Annotated in this window: 19 protein-coding genes; all 19 read left to right on the top strand. The window is 68.4% G+C overall.

All coding sequences use genetic code 11. From position 1 onward, the window contains the following. Positions 1 to 51: 51 nt before the first annotated feature. The 19 genes from Q1K09_RS09045 to Q1K09_RS08955 all read left to right on the top strand — a co-directional run bounded on the left by Q1K09_RS09045 (position 52) and on the right by Q1K09_RS08955 (position 20,852). Entirely contained in the window at positions 52 to 459 is a 408-nt protein-coding gene (locus Q1K09_RS09045) for a DUF3040 domain-containing protein (RefSeq protein ID WP_300344907.1), read from the top strand. Positions 460 to 940: 481 nt separating this feature from the next. Beyond that, positions 941 to 1,372, top strand: coding sequence for a division/cell wall cluster transcriptional repressor MraZ (mraZ, locus tag Q1K09_RS09040; RefSeq protein WP_300344905.1), 432 nt, complete (start codon positions 941 to 943; stop codon positions 1,370 to 1,372). 152 nt (positions 1,373 to 1,524) lie between these two features. Then, positions 1,525 to 2,529, top strand: coding sequence for a 16S rRNA (cytosine(1402)-N(4))-methyltransferase RsmH (gene rsmH, locus Q1K09_RS09035; protein WP_300344903.1), 1,005 nt, complete (start codon positions 1,525 to 1,527; stop codon positions 2,527 to 2,529). Further along, entirely contained in the window at positions 2,526 to 3,167 is a 642-nt protein-coding gene (locus Q1K09_RS09030) for a hypothetical protein (RefSeq protein ID WP_300344901.1), read from the top strand. The genes rsmH and Q1K09_RS09030 overlap by 4 nt, the downstream gene beginning before the upstream one ends. Before the next feature lie 16 nt (positions 3,168 to 3,183). Further along, entirely contained in the window at positions 3,184 to 4,950 is a 1,767-nt protein-coding gene (locus Q1K09_RS09025) for a penicillin-binding protein 2 (RefSeq protein ID WP_300344900.1), read from the top strand. Further along, positions 4,944 to 6,602 (top strand): UDP-N-acetylmuramoyl-L-alanyl-D-glutamate--2,6-diaminopimelate ligase, encoded by a 1,659-nt coding sequence (locus Q1K09_RS09020; RefSeq protein WP_300344898.1) that lies wholly within the window; start codon positions 4,944 to 4,946, stop codon positions 6,600 to 6,602. The genes Q1K09_RS09025 and Q1K09_RS09020 overlap by 7 nt, the downstream gene beginning before the upstream one ends. After that, positions 6,599 to 8,059 (top strand): UDP-N-acetylmuramoyl-tripeptide--D-alanyl-D-alanine ligase, encoded by a 1,461-nt coding sequence (gene murF / locus Q1K09_RS09015; RefSeq protein WP_300344896.1) that lies wholly within the window; start codon positions 6,599 to 6,601, stop codon positions 8,057 to 8,059. Before Q1K09_RS09020 ends, murF begins: the two co-directional genes overlap by 4 nt. Further along, positions 8,056 to 9,162 (top strand): phospho-N-acetylmuramoyl-pentapeptide-transferase, encoded by a 1,107-nt coding sequence (gene mraY / locus Q1K09_RS09010; protein WP_300344894.1) that lies wholly within the window; start codon positions 8,056 to 8,058, stop codon positions 9,160 to 9,162. The genes murF and mraY overlap by 4 nt, the downstream gene beginning before the upstream one ends. A gap of 91 nt (positions 9,163 to 9,253) precedes the next feature. Beyond that, entirely contained in the window at positions 9,254 to 10,789 is a 1,536-nt protein-coding gene (murD, locus tag Q1K09_RS09005; protein ID WP_300344892.1) for a UDP-N-acetylmuramoyl-L-alanine--D-glutamate ligase, read from the top strand. An 11-nt stretch (positions 10,790 to 10,800) separates the two neighbouring features. Continuing rightward, complete coding sequence (gene ftsW, locus Q1K09_RS09000; protein WP_300344891.1) at positions 10,801 to 12,219, top strand: putative lipid II flippase FtsW; 1,419 nt, start codon at positions 10,801 to 10,803, stop codon at positions 12,217 to 12,219. Next, a complete protein-coding gene (locus Q1K09_RS08995; RefSeq protein ID WP_300344890.1) occupies positions 12,216 to 13,310 on the top strand; it encodes a UDP-N-acetylglucosamine--N-acetylmuramyl-(pentapeptide) pyrophosphoryl-undecaprenol N-acetylglucosamine transferase in 1,095 nt (364 codons plus the stop codon). The genes ftsW and Q1K09_RS08995 overlap by 4 nt, the downstream gene beginning before the upstream one ends. Next, positions 13,307 to 14,713 (top strand): UDP-N-acetylmuramate--L-alanine ligase, encoded by a 1,407-nt coding sequence (gene murC, locus Q1K09_RS08990; protein WP_300344888.1) that lies wholly within the window; start codon positions 13,307 to 13,309, stop codon positions 14,711 to 14,713. Before Q1K09_RS08995 ends, murC begins: the two co-directional genes overlap by 4 nt. Next, a complete protein-coding gene (locus tag Q1K09_RS08985) occupies positions 14,710 to 15,474 on the top strand; it encodes an FtsQ-type POTRA domain-containing protein (protein ID WP_300344885.1) in 765 nt (254 codons plus the stop codon). Before murC ends, Q1K09_RS08985 begins: the two co-directional genes overlap by 4 nt. A gap of 339 nt (positions 15,475 to 15,813) precedes the next feature. After that, the gene (gene ftsZ / locus Q1K09_RS08980) at positions 15,814 to 17,022 is read left to right on the top strand and encodes a cell division protein FtsZ (protein WP_300344883.1); all 1,209 of its coding nucleotides are present in this window, start codon (positions 15,814 to 15,816) and stop codon (positions 17,020 to 17,022) included. Positions 17,023 to 17,059: 37 nt separating this feature from the next. Next, positions 17,060 to 17,758, top strand: a complete 699-nt coding sequence (locus tag Q1K09_RS08975) for a polyphenol oxidase family protein (protein ID WP_300344881.1) — start codon at positions 17,060 to 17,062, stop codon at positions 17,756 to 17,758. Further along, positions 17,758 to 18,477 carry a YggS family pyridoxal phosphate-dependent enzyme gene (locus tag Q1K09_RS08970; RefSeq protein ID WP_300344878.1) on the top strand — a complete coding sequence of 240 codons (720 nt, stop codon included), beginning with the start codon at positions 17,758 to 17,760 and terminating at the stop codon, positions 18,475 to 18,477. Before Q1K09_RS08975 ends, Q1K09_RS08970 begins: the two co-directional genes overlap by 1 nt. Positions 18,478 to 18,526: 49 nt before the next feature. Beyond that, complete coding sequence (gene sepF, locus Q1K09_RS08965; protein WP_300344875.1) at positions 18,527 to 19,153, top strand: cell division protein SepF; 627 nt, start codon at positions 18,527 to 18,529, stop codon at positions 19,151 to 19,153. A gap of 331 nt (positions 19,154 to 19,484) precedes the next feature. Beyond that, positions 19,485 to 19,781 carry a YggT family protein gene (locus Q1K09_RS08960; RefSeq protein ID WP_300344872.1) on the top strand — a complete coding sequence of 99 codons (297 nt, stop codon included), beginning with the start codon at positions 19,485 to 19,487 and terminating at the stop codon, positions 19,779 to 19,781. A 138-nt stretch (positions 19,782 to 19,919) separates the two neighbouring features. Next, positions 19,920 to 20,852 (top strand): DivIVA domain-containing protein, encoded by a 933-nt coding sequence (locus Q1K09_RS08955; protein WP_300344869.1) that lies wholly within the window; start codon positions 19,920 to 19,922, stop codon positions 20,850 to 20,852. Position 20,853 lies beyond the last annotated feature (1 nt).

Below are 20,853 nucleotides of genomic sequence, written 5' to 3'. Positions count from 1 at the left end.
AGACTGGACTTCCAAAGAAATCTCAGGATGACCTGACCAAGGAGCGTCACGATGCCACTGTCGGAGCGTGAGCAGCGCATGCTCAGGGAGCTGGAGGAGCAGCTTCAGTCGGAGGATCCCAGCTTCGCCAGCTCGCTGCGGGATGCCCCCGTGGGGAAGTTCAACGTGCGGCATCTGGTGCTCGGCCTGCTGGTGGCGGTTGCCGGCGTCGGCGTGCTGATTCTGGGGATCTACCAGCAGTGGATCCCCGTGGGCATCATCGGCTTCCTCATCATGGGAGCCGGCGTCTACTTCGCCACCACCGGCGGTGCCACCAGCTCGGGCGGCGGCAGCGGAAACGGCAATGGCGGCGGCGGTTCCGGAGGCAGCGGCCCCCGCACATCGGCACCCAGCCCCTCGGGAGGCACTTTCATGACCTCCCTGGAGCAGAAGTGGGAGCAGCGCCGCCAACAGCCCTGAATGCCCTGAGATGAACCGGCGCTGAATCATCAGGCCCCAGAGAGCAGAACCCTGCAGAAACCCCCGCCCCGGCGGGGGTTTTTCTGTGCCGCACGCAGACCGTCACCTCTGAGAGGGACCGGGCTGCGGCAGCGCCTCTCCTCGAGGCCCCTCCACATCCCACCACTCACCCCGCAGCCCCTCAGTCCACGTGTCTGCGCCCCGCCGCCTCAGTCCCTCCACTTCCCTCCACCTGTGCCCCGCACGCCCGCAGAAAGCAAGTCTGCGCTCCGGCCGAGCCGCTTTCGGGGCTGCGTGACCCGGAGGCCACCCCACATGCCCCCACTGCCCACCCCTTGCCAAAACCCCAGGTCAGAGCGCTGAGAGTCCCTCTCGTGCGGGACGAAGTGGCGACCCAGAGGATCTGTTGGTTGGAAAGTGGGGGGAAGTGGAGTAAAGTGGAGCGCGATGGGAGACCGGCTGAGCGAGGAGGTCACGTGCCATGTTCCTCGGCACTTACACGCCTCGCTTGGACGACAAGGGTCGCCTGATCCTTCCGGCGAAGTACCGGGACGAGCTCTCTGAAGGGCTCGTTCTGACTCGCGGGCAGGAACGTTGCATCTACGTGTTCAGCACTGATCAGTTCGCGGCAGTGCATGAGCAGATGCGCCAGGCGCCCCTGACATCCCGTCAAGCACGTGACTACATCCGCGTGTTCCTCTCCGGGGCCTCCGACGAGACCCCGGATAAGCAGGGCCGGATCACCATCCCCCCGGGCCTGCGGGAGTACGCCGGACTGGACCGTGATGTCACGGTGATCGGCGCGGGAGACCGTGCCGAGATCTGGGATACCGCGGCCTGGAACGCCTACCTGGAGGAGAAGGAATCGGAGTTCTCGTCCACCGACGAAGACGCCATCCCCGGACTCTTCTGACAACCGCATACGGGCCCCTGAGGTGCGCCTCCTTACCGCTGCGGGCGTCCTGACTTCACTTCCCCGATGTCAGGCCGCACCAGCGGTGGGGGAGCAGGCTTCAGGGTCCTTTACAGCTGGCGAACCAGTACCACTGCGAGGAGAGACAGTCCATGGGCGAGCGTGCAGCCGCAGACCGGCACATCCCGGTCATGCGCGATCGCTGCACCGCCCTGCTGGCAGAGGCCTGCACCCAGGTCGCCGCCTCCGGCGCGCAGCCGGTGGTCTTCGACGCGACCCTCGGCCTGGGCGGCCACACCGAAGCGCTGCTGAAGGCCCACGCAGACTGCCGGGTCATCGGCGTAGACCGGGACCCCCAGGCGCTGCAGATCGCAGCCGACCGGCTGCACAGCTATGGCCCACGCTTCCAGGCCGTGCGGGCGGTCTACGACGAGATCGTCGAGCTCACACAGGACCTGGCCGAGGGCCAGGCGCCGGCAGGCGTGCTGTTCGACCTCGGCGTCTCCTCCCTGCAGCTGGATGAACCAGAACGCGGATTCGCCTACTCCTACGATGCGCCCCTGGATATGCGCATGGACGCGGGCCCAGACTCCCAGGATGAAACAGCGGCGCAGCTGCTGGCCCGGGCCGATGAGCAGGAACTGCGCCGCATCCTCTCCGAATACGGCGAGGAGCGTTTCGCCGGCCGCATCGCCCGGCGCATCGTCGAGGCCCGGCGCCAGCAGCCGGTGACCACCACACAGCAGCTGGCCCAACTGGTCGATTCCGCCATTCCGGCCGCCGCCAAACGCAGAGGCGGCCACCCGGCCAAGCGCACCTTCCAGGCGCTGCGCATCGCGGTCAACCGGGAGCTGGAGGTCCTCACACGCGCCGTCGACGCCGCACTGGATGCGGTAGCGGTAGGGGGACGCGTGGTGGTGCTCAGCTACCACTCCCTGGAGGACCGGATCGTCAAACAGGCCATCGCCGCACGCACAAAATCTTCGGCCCCACCGGGCCTGCCGGTGGAGCTGGAGGAGCACCGCCCCACCTTCACCAGCCTCACCAGAGGCGCCGAACCCCCCGGCGCTGAGGAGATCGCCGCCAACCCCCGGGCCGCCTCGGCCAAGCTGCGGGCGGCAGAAAAGATCAGACCAACATCAAGGAGCAGAGCATGAGCGTTCTCCCGGTCACCGAGCTTCGCCCCGCTCGCACACAGGAGGGTTCAGCTCGCCCCAGTCAGGACGACCGCCCGGCGCTGAAAGCGCTGCCGCGCGTTCGGGGCCGCCAGAAGGGCCTGATCGCCGCCGTGCTGGCTCTGCTGCTGGCGGCTCTGGCCGCCGTGCTGGTGGTCAACATCCACGTGGCCAATACCCAGTACCGAGTCGTGCAGATGCAGAACGAGCACCAGTCCCTGGTCCATGAGAATGAGATGCTCACCCAGCAGGTGCAGCACCGGGAGTCGCCGCAGTCGCTCTCCAACGCCGCCGCCACGCTCGGGATGGTCATGCCCGCCGCAGCCGGGACCTTCGATCTGGAGACCTCGGAGCTGGTCAACGGGGCAGAGGAAGCCTCCTCCCACAACCGGCCCACCAACTTCGTCTCCACCCCGGCCGCTCCTGGAGCCGAGGCGATCGCACCGGTGGATATCAGCGACCAGGTCGACGGCGCCCCCACCGGACTGCTCGGCGCGGGCGCGTTGCACACGCTCAACGCCTTCGACGGCGGGCAGAATGGAGCAGGCGTCGAGACCGCAGAGTCCGGCGGCGCAGCAGACACCGGCGGAGGCACCATCCCCGCCCCGCGGCTGAACTGAGAAAGAAGGAGGACCCATGAACCGGATCCTCTCCTTCCGCATGCGGATCGGCCTGGCCATCGTCCTGGCCATGCTCATGGTGCTCAGCGGACGGCTGTTCCACCTGCAGGGGCTTGATCCGGCAGGCTATGCCCAGGAAGCAGTCTCCGCCCGTCTGCACACCGTGGAGGTGCCCGGGACCCGCGGGGACATTCTCGACGCCCAGAACCGCGTGATGGCCACCGCAGTGGAGCACTATGACATCGTTGCGGATCCGCGGATCACCGGTGACTACACCATCTATGACGAGCAGATGGACCTGCAGCGCCCCGTGACGGTCGAAGAGACCGCCGCCGAGCTGGCCGAGCTTCTGAGCGAGGACCGCCAGGAGATCCTGGAGAAGCTCACCGACGATGACACCCACTATTCGGTCATCGCCCGCTCCGTCACCCCCGAGACCCGGCGCAAAATCATGGAGCTGCAGGCCCCCGGCATCTATGCCGAGCCCGTCTCCCAACGGACCTATCCCTCCGGGGCGGTGGCCGGCTCCATCATCGGATTCATGGGCGCCGACGGCCCGCTGGAAGGCCTGGAGAGGGCCGCGGACGACCGGCTCAGCGGCGAGCCGGGGCAACGCATCTACGAAGTCGGGGCCGACGGGGTGCGGATCCCCACCGCCACCTACGAGGAGATCCCCGCCCAGGACGGGCAGGACATCCGCCTCACCCTGAACCAGGATCTACAATGGTTCGCCCAAGAGGCCATTGCGGAGAAGACCGCCGAATACAACGCCCAGTGGGGCAATGCCACCGTGGCCGATCTGCGGACCGGGGAGATCTTGGCCATGGCGGACTCCGAAACCGTTGACCCAGCCCAGCCGGGGCAGTCTGATGAGCTCTTCCGCCGTCCGCTGGCGCTGACCCAGGCCTTCGAACCCGGCTCCGGCGGCAAGTCCATCACCTTCGCCATGGCCCTGGAGGAGGGCGTCGTCGAGCCCGAGGACGCCTTCGACGTGCCGGACCGCTACACCGTCGACGGCGAAACCATCCAGGACGCCCGGCCCCATGAAGAGTTTCCGATGACCGCCGCCGGCATCTACGCACGTTCCTACAACACCGGCACGGTGATGATCGGCAACCAGGTCGACGAGCAGACCCGATACGAGTATCTGCGCAGAGTCGGTTTCGGCGAACCCCTCGACATCGGTATGGGCATCGAGGCGCCATCGCGTCTGCGCAGCCCGGAGGAGTGGGACAACCGGCAGCCGTTCACCACTCAGTTCGGTCAGGGGTACACCGGCTCGGTCCTGCACATGGTGCAGCTGTACCAGATGATCGCCAACGACGGGGTGAAGAAGCCGCTGTCCATCATCGACGCCTACATCGACCCCGACGGCACCGAGCACCCGGTGCAGACTGAGCAGGAGCGCATCTTCTCCTCCGAGACCTCCGAGGAGATGCTGCGGCTGATGGAGGGCGTGGTCGACTACGGCAGCGGCCGCGGCGCAGCGATCGAAGGCTACCGGGTCGGCGGCAAGACCGGCACCGCCCAGGCGGCGGGGGAGTCCGGCGGGTTCGACGGCTTCACCGTCAATTTCATCGGCGTCGCGCCCTTGGACGATCCGCAGTACCTGGTCTCGGTGACCGTGCACCGCCCCGAGGGGCGATTCGGTGACTGGGACGTGACCGACACCTTCTCAGAGATCATGGGCTACACACTCGCCAGCTACGACGTCCCGCCCTCGGGAGCCGAATCAGAGTCCTATGATGGATTCGTGGGAGACAGGCAGGAGTACCCGTGGTGATCGGCGAGATCACCGGCCCGGGGTCACATGTCGGCGAACTGACGGACCAGCTGCGAGCCGCAGGCTATGACCCCATCCTGACTCCGGTCGCTGAGTCGGCCGACCGCACCTTCGTCACCGGCGCAGCCATGGCCCCCCACCTCGTGAAGTCCGGCGACCTCTTCGTCGCGGTCACCGGGGCGCGAGCGCATGGTGCAGATTTCATCGACGACGTCGTCGCCCGCGGTGCCGCCGCCGTTCTCACCGACGCCGCAGGGGTGGCCAAAGTCCGTGAGGCACTCGGCTACCGGCTGCCGGTGATCGAGGTCTCCCACGTCCGCGCGGCCGCCGGCCCGGCGGCAGCGGTCATCTACGGAACCACCGCGCACTCCGACCCCGCGCTGTTCGGGGTCACCGGCACCAACGGCAAGACCACCACCACCTACTTCCTGCGCAGCCTGCTGGCCACACTGCTCACCCCGCGCGGGCGCAGCACAGGGCTGATCGGCACTATTGAGATCGCCGCCGGCGCAGAACGCATCGCCTCAGAGATGACCACTCCGGAAGCGGTCCAGCTGCACGGGCTGATGCATCAGTTCCGCACCAAGAACGTCGCCGCGGCGGCCATGGAGGTCTCCAGCCACTCCATCAGCTACCAGCGGATCTCCGGGCTGTACTACGACGTCGCCGGATTCACCAATCTCACCCAGGACCACCTGGACCTCCACGGCACCATGGAGGACTACTTCGCCGCCAAAGCCGAGCTGTTCCGGCGCAGCCGGACCCGCACCTCCGTGATCACAGTGGACGACGCCTGGGGCCACCGCATGGCCGCCGAGGCCACCGGACACGTGGTCACCCTGGCCACCGCCGCACAAGCCGCAGCCCCGATGGGTGTCAAAGCCCACTGGCAGGTCGCCGACGTCACCGCGCAGGGACTCGGCAGCGCCTTCACACTGGTCAACCAGCGCACCGGGGAGCAGATCCGCACCTCCACCGCCCTGCCGGGAGAGTTCAACGTCTCCAATGCGGCACTGGCCGCGGTGATGGTGCTGGAGGCCGCCTCCAGCACCGACCGCCCCCAGGAGTTCACGCGCCAAGAGGTGGTGGAGGCCCTGCACAGCGCTGCACCCTTCCATATCCAGGTGCCCGGCCGTATGCAGGTCATTGCCGAACGGCCGGCCGCCATCGTGGACTTCGCGCACAATCCCGACGCGATGATCCGCACCCTGCAGGCCGTCCGTCGGCCCATGGCAGAGCAGGGTCGCGGCAAGCTCATTCTGGTCATCGGCGCGGCCGGCGAACGCGATGTGAGCAAGCGTCCCACCATGGGAGGGATCGCAGTGCGCATGGCCGACCACGTGATCATCAGCGATGACGACCCGCACGGCGAGGATCCGGCGGAGATCCGCGCCGGGCTGCTGGCCGGTGCCCGGGACGCCATCGCCACCGGAGAGCTGACCACCCGACTGGAGGAGATCTCCCCGCGCGCCGAGGCCATCCGCGCCGCCGTGGCCGCCGCGGGTGAGCAGGACACCGTGCTGCTGGCCGGTCGCGGACACGAGGACCACCAAGACGTGGCAGGATCCCGGGTGGACATCGACGACCGTGTGGAGCTGGCCCGCGCCCTGCGCGCCCGCGGCTTCACCACCATCAGTGAGGACACCGCATGATCGCTCTGACCGCCGCTGAGATCGCCGAGGCCGTCGGAGGCACCCTGCGCGGAGTCGACCACCCCGAACGGCTGAGGGTCAGCCACGCCGACACCGACTCTCGGAATATGGCTCCCGCAGCCCTGTTCATCGCCAAGCCCGGTGAGACCACCGACGGCCACCGGTTCATCGATGATGCCCGCGCATCCGGCGCCGAGCTGGTGCTGGCCGAGCGCGCCACCGATGATCCCTCCGGCGCCCCGCACCCGGCAGTGATCGTCGACGACGTCGTCGTCGCCATGGGGCGCCTGGCCGCTGAGATCGTCCGCAGGATCCGCGCCCACTCGCCGACCACCGTCATCGGGATCACCGGCTCCTCCGGCAAGACCACCACCAAGGACCTGCTGGCCGCAGTGCTGGGACCGTCCGGGCCCACGGTCGCGCCCCAGGGCTCCTACAACTCGGAGGTCGGGGTGCCGCTGACAATCTTCGGCGCCGAGCTGCAGACCCGCTACCTGGTCATTGAAATGGGCGCCGACGCACCGGGCAATATCGCCGAGCTGTGCCAGATCGTCCGGCCGGACATCGGTGTGGTGCTGATGGTCGGCTCCGCCCACGCCGAACGCTTCGGCGGGGCGGACAAGATCGCCCAGACCAAAGGTGAGCTGGCCGAAGCGGTGCCGGCCGACGGAGATGTGGTTCTCAACGCCGACGACGCCCAGGTGGCAGCCATGGCGCTGCGGGCCTCCGCCGGCATCACCTGGTTCGCCGTGGAGCCGGCCGCCGGCGGGCGCGGTGACGTCACCGCGCATCAGGTCCAGCAGCTGTCCGACGGCCGTACTGAGCTGATCCTGAGATTCGACCAGCCGGGCCGCACCGACTGGCGAATCACCACCGGGCTCATCGGCACCCACCACGTCACCAATGTCCTCGCCGCCGCCGCCGCGGCCTGGCGGGCCGGCGTCCCCGCTGAGCAGATCGCCGCGCGGCTGGAGGGGCTGGGGGCCGCCAGCCGGTGGCGGATGGAGCGCACCGAGATCGACTGGGACGGACAGCCGAACGCCATCACGCTGATCAACGACGCCTACAACGCCAACCCGGAATCCATGCGGGAGGCGCTGCGCACCCTGGCCAGCATCGCCCGCACCAGCGGTCGGCGCAGCGTGGCGGTGCTCGGCGGCATGCTGCAGCTCGGGGACGCCTCCACCATGGCGCACCACCAGGTGGGGGAGACTGTGGTGCGGCTGAACATCGAGCTGACCCTGGTGGTGGGGGAGACCGCCTATCCGCTCTACCGGGGCGCTGTCGCCGAGGGATCCTGGGGCTCGGAGGTCCATTGGGTAGAGACCGCCGAGGAGGCCGAGGCCTGGCTGCGCACCGCGCTGCGACCCGGGGACGTCGTGTTGTTCAAGTCCTCGCACGACGCCGGGCTTAGACTTCTGGGAGATACTTTCGCCGCAGAGGAAGGAACTGAGTGATCGCCGTCGTCATCGGTGCTGCCCTCGGGCTGATCCTCACCCTCCTCGGCACCCCAGTATTCATCCGTTTCCTCGTCAGACGCGGATACGGCCAGTTCGTCCGCGATGACGGACCCACCAGCCACCACGTCAAGCGCGGCACCCCCACTATGGGTGGGGCAGTGATCATCCTTGCGGTCATCCTCGCCTACGGAGCCACCCACGGGGTGCTGATGCTCACCAGCGACGTCGCCCGCGGCCCCACCGCCTCCGGCCTGCTGCTTCTGCTGCTGATGGCAGGCATGGGCGTGGTCGGCTTCTTCGACGACGCCGCCAAGATCACCAAGAAGCAGTCGCTGGGGCTGACCCCGTGGGCCAAGATCCTCGGTCAGGGCACCGTCGGAGTGCTCTTCGCCGTGCTGGCCCTGCAGTTCCCCGACAGCCGCGGCATCACCCCGGCCTCCACGGCCGTGAGCTTTGTGCGGGAGACCGCCCTGGACTTCGCGGTCTTCGGCACCGTCATCGGGGCCATCTGCTTTGTGATCTGGGCGAACCTGATCAACACCGCGGCCACCAACGCCGTCAACCTCACCGACGGGCTCGACGGACTGGCCGCTGCGGCCACCGCCATGGTGACTGCCGCCTATACGATCATCTCCATCTGGCAGTACAACCAGACCTGCGGCGGCCTGCGCGCGGTGGAGTCAGTCTGCTACAGCGTGCGCGACCCGATGGACATGGCCACCGTGGCTGCCATCATCACCGGCGCACTCATCGGATTCCTCTGGTGGAACACCTCCCCGGCGAAGATCTTCATGGGTGACACCGGATCACTGGCGCTGGGCGGGGCCCTGGCCGGATTCGCGATCCTCACCCACACCCAGCTGCTCTTCGTGATCCTCGGCGGACTGTTCGTGATCATCACCTGCTCGGTGATCCTCCAGGTGGCCTACTTCAAACTCACCGGCGGCAGGCGGATCTTCCTGATGGCGCCGCTGCAGCACCACTTCGAACTCAAAGGCTGGGCCGAAGTCACCGTGGTGGTCCGGTTCTGGATCATCGGCGCGCTGGCCGTGGGCCTGGGCCTGGCGATCTTCTACGGCGAGTGGGTGCTGACACAATGACGTTGTCAGGACCCACGAGTAAGCGATGCTGCCGGGCCCCGCGCCGCGCCCTGCGCGGACGCGGGACGCAGCTGAGCGGGGTGCTGACACAATGACGATGACCAGCCTTCCTGAGCTGCACGGCTGGGACGGCCCCTGGGCTGGCCTGCGCGTGGCCGTCACCGGCCTGGGAGTCACCGGATTCTCCGCCGCCGATACGCTCGTCGAGCTGGGCTGCCGGGTGGTGGTGGTCGACGGCGAAGCCACCGAGCAGAAGCAGATGGACGCCGAAACTCTGCGGATCGTCGGCGTGGCCGATATCCGTTTCGGCGACGACGCGGCCTCCACGCTGCCGCTGATCGACGGGAAGGCCCCAGAGCTCATCGTCACCTCCCCAGGATGGCGCCCGGACTCAGCGCTGATCTCCTCCGCCGCGCAGGCGTCTATCCCGGTGTGGTCCGATATTCAGCTCGCCCGCCGTCTCGGGCCCCGGCCCGGGGCGCGCAGCCCCGAGTGGCTCACCCTCACCGGAACCAACGGCAAGACCACCACTGTGACCCTGCTGGAGGCTATGCTGCGGGCCGACGGCCGCCGGGCCGCAGCCTGCGGCAATATCGGCCTGCCCATCCTGGACGCCATCCGGGACCCTGAAGGATTCGACGTGCTCGCCGTCGAGCTCTCCAGCTTCCAGCTGCACTACACCGAACCGCTGGGCGCGGCCGCGGCAGCGGTGCTCAACATCGCCGAGGATCACGTGGACTGGCACGGCGGCTTCGAAGCGTATGCGGCCGACAAGGCCCGGATCTACGAGGGGACCCGCATCGCCTGCGTCTACAACGCTGAGGACCCGGTCACCGAGCAGATGGTGGCCGGCGCGGATGTGGTCGAGGGCTGCCGGGCCATCGGGTTCACCACAGACACCCCCGAGGTCTCCATGGTCGGGCTGGTCGACGACATTCTGGTGGACCGGGCGTTCCTGGCTGAACGCCGCCACCAAGCCCTGGAACTGGCCACCCGCGCCGACTTCGGGCCGCTGGCGCCCAAACACCTTGTGGCCAATGCCTTGGCCGCCGCTGCGCTGGCACGGGCAATCGGCGTCGCACCGGAATCGGTGCAGCGGGCCATCGCGGAGCACCAGCCCGGTGAGCACCGGATCCAGCCGGTGGCCAAGGCCGACGACGTGCTGTGGATCAACGACACCAAAGCCACCAACCCGCATGCGGCGGCCGCCTCGCTGGCCAGCTTCACGCAGGTGGTGTGGATCGCCGGGGGCCTGCCCAAAGGCGTGGACTACGAGCCGCTGGTGCGCAGCGTCGCCGACCGGTTGGCCGCTGTGATCCTGATCGGCACAGACTCCTCCCAGCTGCGCTCCAGCCTTGAGCGACACGCCCCCGCAGTGCCGGTGATCGGCTCCGGCGTGCAGGAAGATGAGACGCAGGCAGAATCAGTCCTGCGCTCCGCCGACGGACGGACCGCCATGCGCGCAGCAGTGGCCGAAGCCGCACGCATCGCCCGCCCCGGGCAGACGGTGCTGCTGGCGCCGGCGGCAGCGTCCATGGACCAATTCGCCTCCTACGCTGACCGCGGGGAGGCCTTCATCGAGGCGGTGGCAGAGCTGATGGAGCGCAAAGGATTCAGCACCGACTAGGGAGGACCCGCATGGCGAAGCGACCACCGCGGCTACCGTCGAACCCCTCGCCGCCGAAGGCCTCCGCAGTGCTGACTCCACCGAGCGCGGACTCACCGGCCGAGCCCACCGGGCCGATCAGCCGCGAGCACCTGCAGCTGGTGGAGTCCGACGGCTCGGCAGGACGGGCGTGGAAGGCCGAACGTGCCCAGCGCCGCACCGAGCGCATCCGGAAGATCTGGGACTTCTTTGAAGGCGGCAATCCCTACACCAACTACTGGCTGGTGCTGGGAGCCACGCTTGCGCTCGCCGCCGTCGGCCTGACCATGGTGCTGTCCTCCACCTCCGTCGACGCCGACGGGCAGGCCTTCACCACTGCCACCAGGCAGGCGGTGTGGGCGATGATCGGGTTGGTGGGCATGGTGACCATCACCTATGTGCCCACCCGCTGGCTGGGCACGATCGGGTGGATCCTCATGCTGGTCTCCGGGGTGCTGCTGATCCTGGTGGCCTTGTCGCCGCTGGGACACACCGCCGGCGGCTCCACCAACTGGATCCGGATCGGACCGGTCCAGGGCCAGCCCTCCGAGCTGGCCAAGCTCGCGCTGGTGCTGTGGGGTGCGGCTGTGCTGGCGCGCAAAGGCTCCCTGATCAAGCATTTCACCCACTGGATGATGCCGTTCGTGGCCCCCGGTGCGCTGGCCGTGCTGGTGCTGGTTCTGGCCGGCGGCGACCTGGGCACCAGCATCATCATCATTGTGCTGGTCGGCGCCATGCTCTTCGCAGCCGGTGTGGCCATGCGCTACTTCCTGGCCGCGGCGGCCTTTGCCGCCGTGGCAGTGGCCGCACTGATGTGGATCACGCCCTACCGGATGATGCGTGTCTACGCCTGGCTGGGCCTGAACTGCGACCTGCCGGAGGAGCCCTGCTACCAGACCCAGCAGGGGTTCTACGCCCTGGCCTCCGGCGGGTTCTGGGGTGTGGGGCTGGGACAGTCCCGGCAGAAGTGGGCCTACATCCCGGAGGTGGAGAACGACTTCATCTTCACCATCATCGGTGAGGAGCTGGGCCTGCTGGGCACCTGCCTGGTGCTGGGCCTGTTCGCAGTGCTGGTGGTGGGAGTCTTCCGCATCGCCGCCGCCAGCAGCGACCGGTTCGTGAAGTTCGTCTGCATGGGCATCGTCGCCTGGCTGGTCGGACAAGCCTTCATCAACATCGCCATGGTCACCGGGATCATCCCCGTGGTGGGCGTTCCGCTTCCATTCATCTCCTACGGCGGCTCAGCCCTGACCTGCGCCATGATCGCCGTCGGCGTGGTGCTCAACTTCGCCCGCCGGCAGCGGATCGAGGCCACCGCCGGAACACGCGGCAAGCGCGGGTCCGCCAAGCGCTCTACACTGACAGCGCCGAAGAAGTCCGCGCAGCGATCCCGAAGGACACCCACTCAATGACAGTACTCTCCGTCGTGCACGCCGGCGGTGGCACGGCAGGCCACGTCAGCCCCATGCTCGCCATCGCCGCCGCAGTACAGCGCCTCCACCCGGAGGCCGAGCAGGCGATGATCGGCACCGCCGAAGGCCTGGAGACCCGGCTGGTCCCACAGACCGGCTACGAGCTGGACCTGATTCCCAAAGTCCCGATGCCGCGCCGCCCCAGCCGGGACCTGCTGCGCTTCCCCGCACGGTTCCGGGCCGCAGTGGACTCCGCGGCCGATATCCTGCGCCGACGCCAGGCAGATGTGGTCATCGGAGTGGGCGGATACGTCTGCCCGCCGGTCTATCTGGCCGCCGGGAAGCTCAGCATCCCGGTGGTGATCCATGAGGCCAACGCCCGCCCCGGACTGGCCAACCGGCTCGGAGCCCGCAAAGCCGCCTTCGTCGGCTGCGCCTTCGAGGGCACCCCGCTGAAGGGCGCCGAATGGGTGGGCATGCCCATGTCCCGGCAGATCTCCCAGCTGGACCGGGCCGCCGAGCAGGCCCAGGCGCGCCGGGAGCTGGGTCTTGACCCGGAGCGCACCACACTGGTGGTCACCGGCGGATCCTCCGGGGCGCTGCGGCTGAACCAGGCAGTGGCCTCGGCGCTGGAGGACCTGCTGAGCACCGGCGCCCAGGTGCTGCACCTGACAGGACGGGACAAAGCCGTGCGCGGACCGGACGGCGCGGTGCTGCACCGCGAGGGCTACCACCAGCGCGAGTACTTGGACGGCATGCACTTCGCCTATGCCGCCGCCGATCTGATCATCGCCCGCTCGGGTGCCGCCACCGTCAGCGAAGTGGCCGCCGTCGGGCTTCCCGCAGTGTTCGTACCGCTGCCGGTGGGCAATGGCGAGCAGGAGCTCAACGCCCGGGGCCTGGTCGACGCCGGGGGAGCGCTGCTGGTCAAGGACGAGCACTTCACCCGCCCGTGGATCCGCCGCAACATCCTGCCGCTGCTTGAGGATCCGCGGCTGCTGCAGACCATGCAGCGCCAGTCGGCCGAACGCGGCATCACCGACGCCGACGAGCGGATGGCCCGCGCGGCGATCCGGGTGGGCCGCCGATGAGCGAGGGACCGCTTCACCAGCTGGGGCACGTCCACTTCCTGGGTCTGGCCGGCGTGGGCGTCTCCGCTGTGGCCCGGCTGATGCATGCCGCCGGGGTGTCCATCTCTGGGACCGATGCCAAGGATCTTCCGGTGCTGGAGGAGTTCCGCGCCGCGGGAGTGCCGGTGCGGGTCGGATACAGCGCAGCCAATCTGGAGTCCATCGCAGCCGAGGCCGGTCACCCGATCGGCACGGTGGTCGCCTCCTCCGTGGCCACTGCGGGAAACCCCGAGTACGACGCCGCGGCGGCCGCCGGCTGCCGTCTGCTGCACCGCTCCGAGGGACTGGCCGCCTGCATGGCGGACAAACGCGCGGTGGCCGTGGCCGGCACGCACGGCAAGACCACCACCTCCTCGATGACCGCGGTGATGCTGCATGCCGCCGGCCAGCAGCCCAGCTTCGCCATCGGGGCAGTGGTGGCCGGCTTCGGCACCAACGCGCAGGCCGGGGCAGGGGACTGGTTCGTGGCCGAGGCCGACGAATCCGACGGCTCCCTGCTGAACTATTCCCCGGAGATCGCAGTGGTCACCAATGTGGAGCCCGACCACCTGGACCACTACGGCAGCGCTGAGGCGGTCGACCAGGTCTTCACCGACTTCACCGAACGGATCCGCGACGGCGGGGCACTGATCCTCTGCGCCGACGACGACGGCGCCCGCGACCTGCACCAGCGCACCGCGGCTGCCTTGGCGGCACGAGGAGTGCGCATTCTGACCTACGGCACCGCTGAGGACGCCGATCTGCGGCTGAGTCAGGTCCAGCCGGACGGGTTCGGCCAGGCGGCGGTGCTTCATCACGGCCAGCACCGGGCTGCTCTCCAGCTGGACGTGCCGGGACTGCACAATGCGCTCAATGCCGCGGCCGCGGTGGCCGTGGGAACCGCCGCGGGTCTGCCGCTTCAGCGGTGCGCCGAGGCAGTAGCGGCCTTCCGCGGCAGTTCGCGCCGGTTCGAGCTGCGCGGGGAGGTCGCCGGGGTGCGCGTCTACGACGACTACGCCCACCACCCCACAGAGGTGACCGCTGTGCTCAGCGCAGCTCGCAGCGCCGCCGGGTCCGGCAGAGTCCACGCAGTCTTCCAGCCGCACCTGTTCAGCCGCACCCGCGACTTCGCCGCCGAGTTCGGCGCGGCCCTCGACGCCGCAGACACCGCCGTCGTGCTGCCAATCTATCCGGCACGCGAAGAGCCCATCGCCGGGGTGAGTTCCGAACTGCTGGGACATCCGGTGCTCGAACCCCGGGAAGCGGTGGTGCAGGTGGCAGCCGCCGCGCAGCCCGGAGACGTCGTCCTGACCCTCGGAGCCGGTGACGTGACCCAGCTGGCCGGAGACATCACCGCAGCCCTGGAAGGGCCCCGCGCTGCATGAGCCGGCAGAACCCCGACTCTCCGCTGGAGTTCCCGGAACCGGAGAACGTCACCGCGCGCCGACGCCGCAGACGCTCGCTCATCGCCCTGGCCGCCGCGCTGGTGGCTCTGCTGGGTGCGGTCGCAGTGCTCTACTTCTCCCCGCTGCTGCCGGTGCGGCAGATCGAGGTCAGCGGCAATGAGCTGCTCACCGACGCCCGCGCCGAAGAGCTGCTGGGAGATCTCTACGGCCAGCCGATGCCGCAGGTCGGCACCGGGGATGTGCGCCAGCGGCTGGCCGGGGAGAACGCCGTCTCCGAGGTCACCGCGCGCTTAGAGCTGCCGGCCACAGTGCACGTAGAGATCACCGAGTACCCGCCGGTGGCCGAGGTGCACGCCGGCGACGATGTGGAGCTCTACAACGAGCACGGCGAGGTCATCCGCATCTTCAGCGGCGCTGAGCAGCTGGAGGCCGGCGACTACGCCACCCCGGAGATCTCCGCCCAGGCGGCGCTGGATGACCAGACGGTCTTCGAAGCCATCGTGGCCGTGCTGGGGCAGCTGCCTGAGGACGCTCGCCGGGAGATGGAATCTGCCACCGCCGAATCCATCGACTCGGTGCAGCTGCAGCTCAGCGACGGCCGCACCATCGTCTGGGGCAGCCAGGAGCGCGGAGAGCAGAAGGCGGCGGTGCTGCAGGCCATCCTCGCCTCCGAGGAGGAGGACTTCCTCACCGCGGAGGTCATTGACATATCCACGCCGTCCACACCGGTTACCCGCTAAACCCAGGCACTGCGGGTAGGGTGGGCGCCAGTGCAGATGCACCGCAGACAGCGGCGGCTCAGGTTCAAGTTCAACTTGAACCTTGCTGGTCGATAGGACAGAACAGAAGAATGAACCGTGTCACGAAGGCTCCGGCTGGCATCAGGCGGACTGTGCGACGTCTCCGGTGGCAGGCCAACCCCTGCTGCTGCAGCGCTGGCGAGGCATCCGCGAACTGCCTCGGCTCCCGCGGCAGCGCACTGGAGACGGGCAGAGACAGTGAGGAGTCGCGCACGCCGCTCACGCCGGCTGGGGTCTTCGTGCATGATGCGACTCTCGAGAGCTAAGGGACATACTCACGTGGCAACACCGAACAACTACCTGGCCGTGATCAAGGTCGTCGGCATCGGAGGCGGCGGCGTCAACGCCGTCAACCGCATGATCGAGGTGGGCCTGCGCGGTGTGGAGTTCATCGCCATCAACACCGATGCCCAAGCCCTGCTGATGTCGGATGCCGACGTGAAGCTCGACGTCGGCCGTGAGCTGACCCGAGGACTCGGCGCCGGCGCCAACCCTGAGGTCGGCCGGCAGGCCGCCGAGGACCACTCCGAGGAGATCGAGGAGGTGCTGCGGGGGGCCGATATGGTCTTCGTCACCGCCGGAGAGGGCGGCGGCACCGGCACCGGCGGCGCGCCCGTGGTGGCTCGCATCGCCCGCAGCCTGGGGGCCCTGACCATCGGCGTGGTCACCCGTCCCTTCACCTTCGAGGGCCGCCGCCGCGCCACCAGCGCCGAGGCCGGCATCGAGGCGCTGCGCGATGAGGTCGACACGCTCATCGTCATCCCCAACGACCGGCTGCTGTCCATCTCGGACAAGAACGTCTCCGTGCTCGACGCCTTCCGCTCCGCCGACCAGGTGCTGCTCTCCGGTGTGCAGGGGATCACCGACCTGATCACCACTCCGGGGCTGATCAACCTGGACTTCGCCGATGTGAAGTCGGTGATGCAGGGAGCCGGCTCCGCGCTGATGGGCATCGGATCGGCCAATGGCGAGGACCGCGCGGTCAAAGCCGCCGAACTGGCCATCGCCTCCCCGCTGCTGGAGGCCAGCATCGACGGCGCCCACGGCGTGCTGCTCTCCATCCAGGGCGGCTCGGATCTGGGCCTGTTCGAGATCAACGAGGCGGCCCGCCTGGTGCAGGAGGTCGCCCACCCGGAGGCCAACATCATCTTCGGCGCGGTCATCGACGACGCCCTCGGCGACGAGGCCCGGGTCACCGTCATCGCTGCCGGCTTCGACCAGGCCGATGCGACGTCCAAGCCGGCCCCCGCAGCTCCGGCCGTCGGGGCTTCCCCGGCCCAGCCGCAGCGTCCGGTCGCCCCGGTGGCAGGAGCCACCTCCGGCGCCGCCGCAGTGCCGCCCTCGGCATCCTCCCAGGACACTGCGCCCCAGCAGCGCGTCTCCCCGGCCTCGGCCCCGGAGACCGAGGAGGAGCTGCCGGAGGTCGTCGAATCCGACTACACCGGAAAGAACGACGACGACCTCGACGTCCCCGACTTCCTCAAATAAGACTTCCGGCGAGAACCTTCCCATCGCAGGAGGCGACGTGGGCTCACCCTTCTGGTGGGGCGAGACCGCCGGTGAGCTCCACGTCGCCTTCACGTCTGCGGCCGCCGGGAACCTGGGCAGCCACGTGGGCTCCGACGCCGAGGAGAACCGCCTCCGGCTTCAGAAACAGATGGGGATAGCGCCCGGATCACTGCGGTTTCTGAACCAGGTGCACTCTGCCGATGTGGTCGACGCAGAAGTGCCGGGAGTCCCCACCGGGGACGCATGGATCAGCCGTGAGGCACACCCCGCCCTGGCCGTGCTGGTGGCCGACTGCCTGCCGGTGCTCTTCAGCGCCGTCACCTCCTCAGGCGGCAGGCTCACCGGGGCGGCCCACGCAGGACGCCCCGGTCTGGTCGCCGGCATCCTGGAGAACACCCTGGAGGCGCTGCGCCGGGAAGGTGCCGAGCAGCTCACCGCCTGGATCGGTCCCGGAGCCTGCGGCAGCTGCTACGAGGTGCCCGCGGAGATGCATCGGGAGCTCACTGCTGACCGGCCCGCCCTGAGCTCGCAGACCAGCTGGGGAACCCCTGCCCTGAACCTGCGGGCCGAAGCCGTCCGAGTCCTGAACGCAGCAGGAGCCGAGGTGGTCGACGTCGCCGGCTGCACCATCGAAGATCCCCAGCTCTTCTCCCACCGGCGCAGTCAGCGCACCGGGGAGCCGGCCGGACGCATCGCCGGTGTAATTTGGAGCTGATGGACTCCCGAACTGAGCAGCTGCAGCAGAACCTGGCCGCCGTCGTCGAACGCATCCAGCGAGCCTGCGAAAGTGCCGGCCGCACCGAGCAGCCAGAGCTGATTGTGGTCACCAAATACTTCCCGGCCGCCGACGTCCGACGCCTGCACAGCCTGGGGGTGACCCAGCTGGGGGAGAACAAGGATCAGGAGGCCGCTGAGAAGGCCGCAGAGACCGCCGACCTTCAGCTCGACTGGCATTTCATCGGCCAGCTGCAGAGCAATAAGGCCAAATCTGTGGCCCGCTACGCCTCCGCAGTGCATTCGGTGGACCGGTTGAAGCTGGTCGGCGCCTTGGAGAAGGCGGTGACCCGGGCCCAGGCGGAGGGGCACCGCAGCGGGGAGCTGGACTGTCTGGTGCAGGTGGACCTGCGCACCCCGACGCCGGAGGACGCGCGGGGCGGAGCGGCGCCGGGTCAGGTTCCGGCCATCGCCGAGGCGATCGCCGCAGCTGACGGGCTGCATCTGGCCGGACTGATGGCCGTCGCGCCGCTGGAGGAGAACCCGGAAGCAGCCTTCCAACGGCTGGTCGAACTCTCCGAGCAGCTGCGCACCGAGCACCCGGAGGCCACTGCCCTCTCTGCCGGTATGAGCCAGGATCTGGAGCAGGCGGTGGCATGTGGAGCGACACACCTGCGGATCGGCCGCGATGTCCTCGGGGAAAGACCCTATGCCAGGTAGTCTCAATCACGCGCAGTGACAATGACCCAACCTTCCCCAGGAGAATCTCATGGCCGGTGCACTGAAGAAGACCATGATCTACCTCGGCTTGGCCGATGGTGACGACTACCAGGAGGAGAGCTTCGGCAGCGAGACGGGCGCTTCCTCCGCTGCGGAGAAGCCGCGCAGCAGTGCGGCGGCCGCTCCGCGCAGCTCCGTGCAGGCCGCCGCGCCGGCAGCTCAGCAGCCCAGCGGCTCTGTGGTCTCGCTGGCTGACCGTACCGCGCCTGCGGCTGAGGAGAAGCCGCAGAACAGCTACAACAGCACCAACCTGGCCGTGGATCCGGATTACCGGGCGCCGGTGACCCCCATCAAGCGTGCACCTTCCTCCCGCGACGAGAGCTCCCCTATGCGAAAGATCACCACAGTCCACCCCCGGTCCTACAACGACGCCAAGATCATCGGTGAGTCCTTCCGCGAGGACATTCCGGTGATCATGAATGTCACCGAAATGGGGGAGGCCGAGGCCAAGCGGCTGGTGGACTTCGCCGCAGGGCTGGTCTTCGGACTCGGCGGCTCGATCGAGCGAGTCACCAATAAGGTCTTCCTGCTGACTCCGAAGAACGTGGAGGTCCTGGCCGAGGAGAAGGCCGCCGCCGAGCCGGAGAAGAGCTCCACCTTCTTCAACCAGAGCTGATCTGCGTCGGCTCCTACAGCACCGGGTGCCCGATCCTGCGCGCCACGGGGCCGGTCCCGGGTCTCAGAGGCCTGCAAGGCTGCCCGCCGCCGGGAGCAGCGCCGTCGGGTGTGAAGCTCGGCGCCAGCCGAGCCAGAAGCAAGCGGGATCTCTCCGCCGCCGGGACCAGCGCTTCAGGTGTGAAGCTCGGCGCCAGCCGAGCCAGAAGCAAGCGGGATCTCTCCGCCGCCGGGACCAGCGCTTCAGGTGTGAAGCTCGGCGTCAGCCGAGCGAGAGGCGAGCGGGGTTTCCCCGCCGCCGGGACCAACACTGTCGGGTAGGCTAGTCGCCCGTGGACCTCATCACTGCACCGATCTACATCCTGCTGACCATCTATCAGTACGCCCTGATCATCCGGATCATCTTCAACGTCACCGAGTCATTTGCGCGGCACTGGCGGCCCAAGGGTCTGGTCCTCGTCCTGGCAGTGGGCATCTACACGGTCACCGATCCGCCGGTGCGCTGGCTGCAGCGGCGCATCCCCCCGCTGAACCTGGGCGGGGTTGCGCTCGACGTCGGGTTCATCATCCTGTTCCTGGCGGTTATCATCGCCAAAGTCATTGTCGCCTCCATCGGTGGGGCAGGCTGAGCCGCCGCTGACGGTTCAGTCTGACTCGTGAACCCTCACTTGAAGGTTCAGGTCGAGACCTGCGCCGCCGGGTAGGTATTCTGAGGCGCGAGACTGCAAGCAGCCCGCACGGCCACTGATGATGAGGTGACGCTTTCTATGGCTCTGACGCCAGAAGACCTCCTGAACAAGGAGTTCCCGGAGACCAAGTTCCGCCCCGGCTACGACAAGGACGAGGTGGACGACTTCCTCGACGAGGTCGTCGTCGAATGGCGTCGCCTGATCCAGGAGAATGAGAACCTGGCCGCCGAAGTCGCGTCCCTGCAGGAGCAGCTGGACAATGCGCCGGGATATGTGGAGCCCGATGAGCTCAACGACGCCGGACTCTCCGGCTACGCCGGCACCTCTGCGGAGGTGACCGGCACCATCGAGGCGCAGGAGGACGAGGAGTCCGAAGAGCAGCCGGCCGGGGATCCGGAGGTCACTGCCTACCCCGAATACGCTCTGGGCACCCGTCCCGCCCAGGAGCGTCCCGCCGCCGAGGCTGCGGCCGAGCAGCCGCAGACCGACGCTGCCGAGACTCAGGCCGGTGCTGGCACCGATCAGCCGGCCGCCGAGGCGGCAGGTGTGCTGGCCATGGCTCAGAAGCTCCACGACCAGTACGTCGCTGAAGGTGAGCAGACCCGGGCGCGCTACATCGCCGAGGGTGAGGCCAAGCGCTCCGAGCTGATCGCTGAGGGCGAGTCCAAGCGCGAGGAGCTCATCAACGAGGGCACTACCAAGCGCGATGAGCTGGTGGCCGAGGGGGAGCGTACCCGCGAGGAGTACATCACCGAGGCCGAGCGCCGGCGCAGCGAGATCGTCACCGAGGCCGAGACTCGCGCGGAGAACATGATCGAGGAGGCCGAGCTGACCTCCACCCGCACGCTGAATGCGCTGGAGAAGAAGAAGTCCGATCTGGAGGCCCGCGTCAGCGAGCTGACCAGCTTCGAGCGCGACTACCGCGCCCGACTGAAGGACTACATCGAGTCCCAGCTCAACGAGCTCAACGCCAAGGGGTCCATCGAGAAGGAAGCCACCGGCGCAGAGTAGA

Origin of the sequence: Nesterenkonia sp., assembly GCF_029265375.1 — a bacterium.
In the GTDB taxonomy this organism is placed as follows: Bacteria; Actinomycetota; Actinomycetes; order Actinomycetales; family Micrococcaceae; genus Nesterenkonia.
This window is presented reverse-complemented; position numbering and strand designations above follow the sequence as displayed.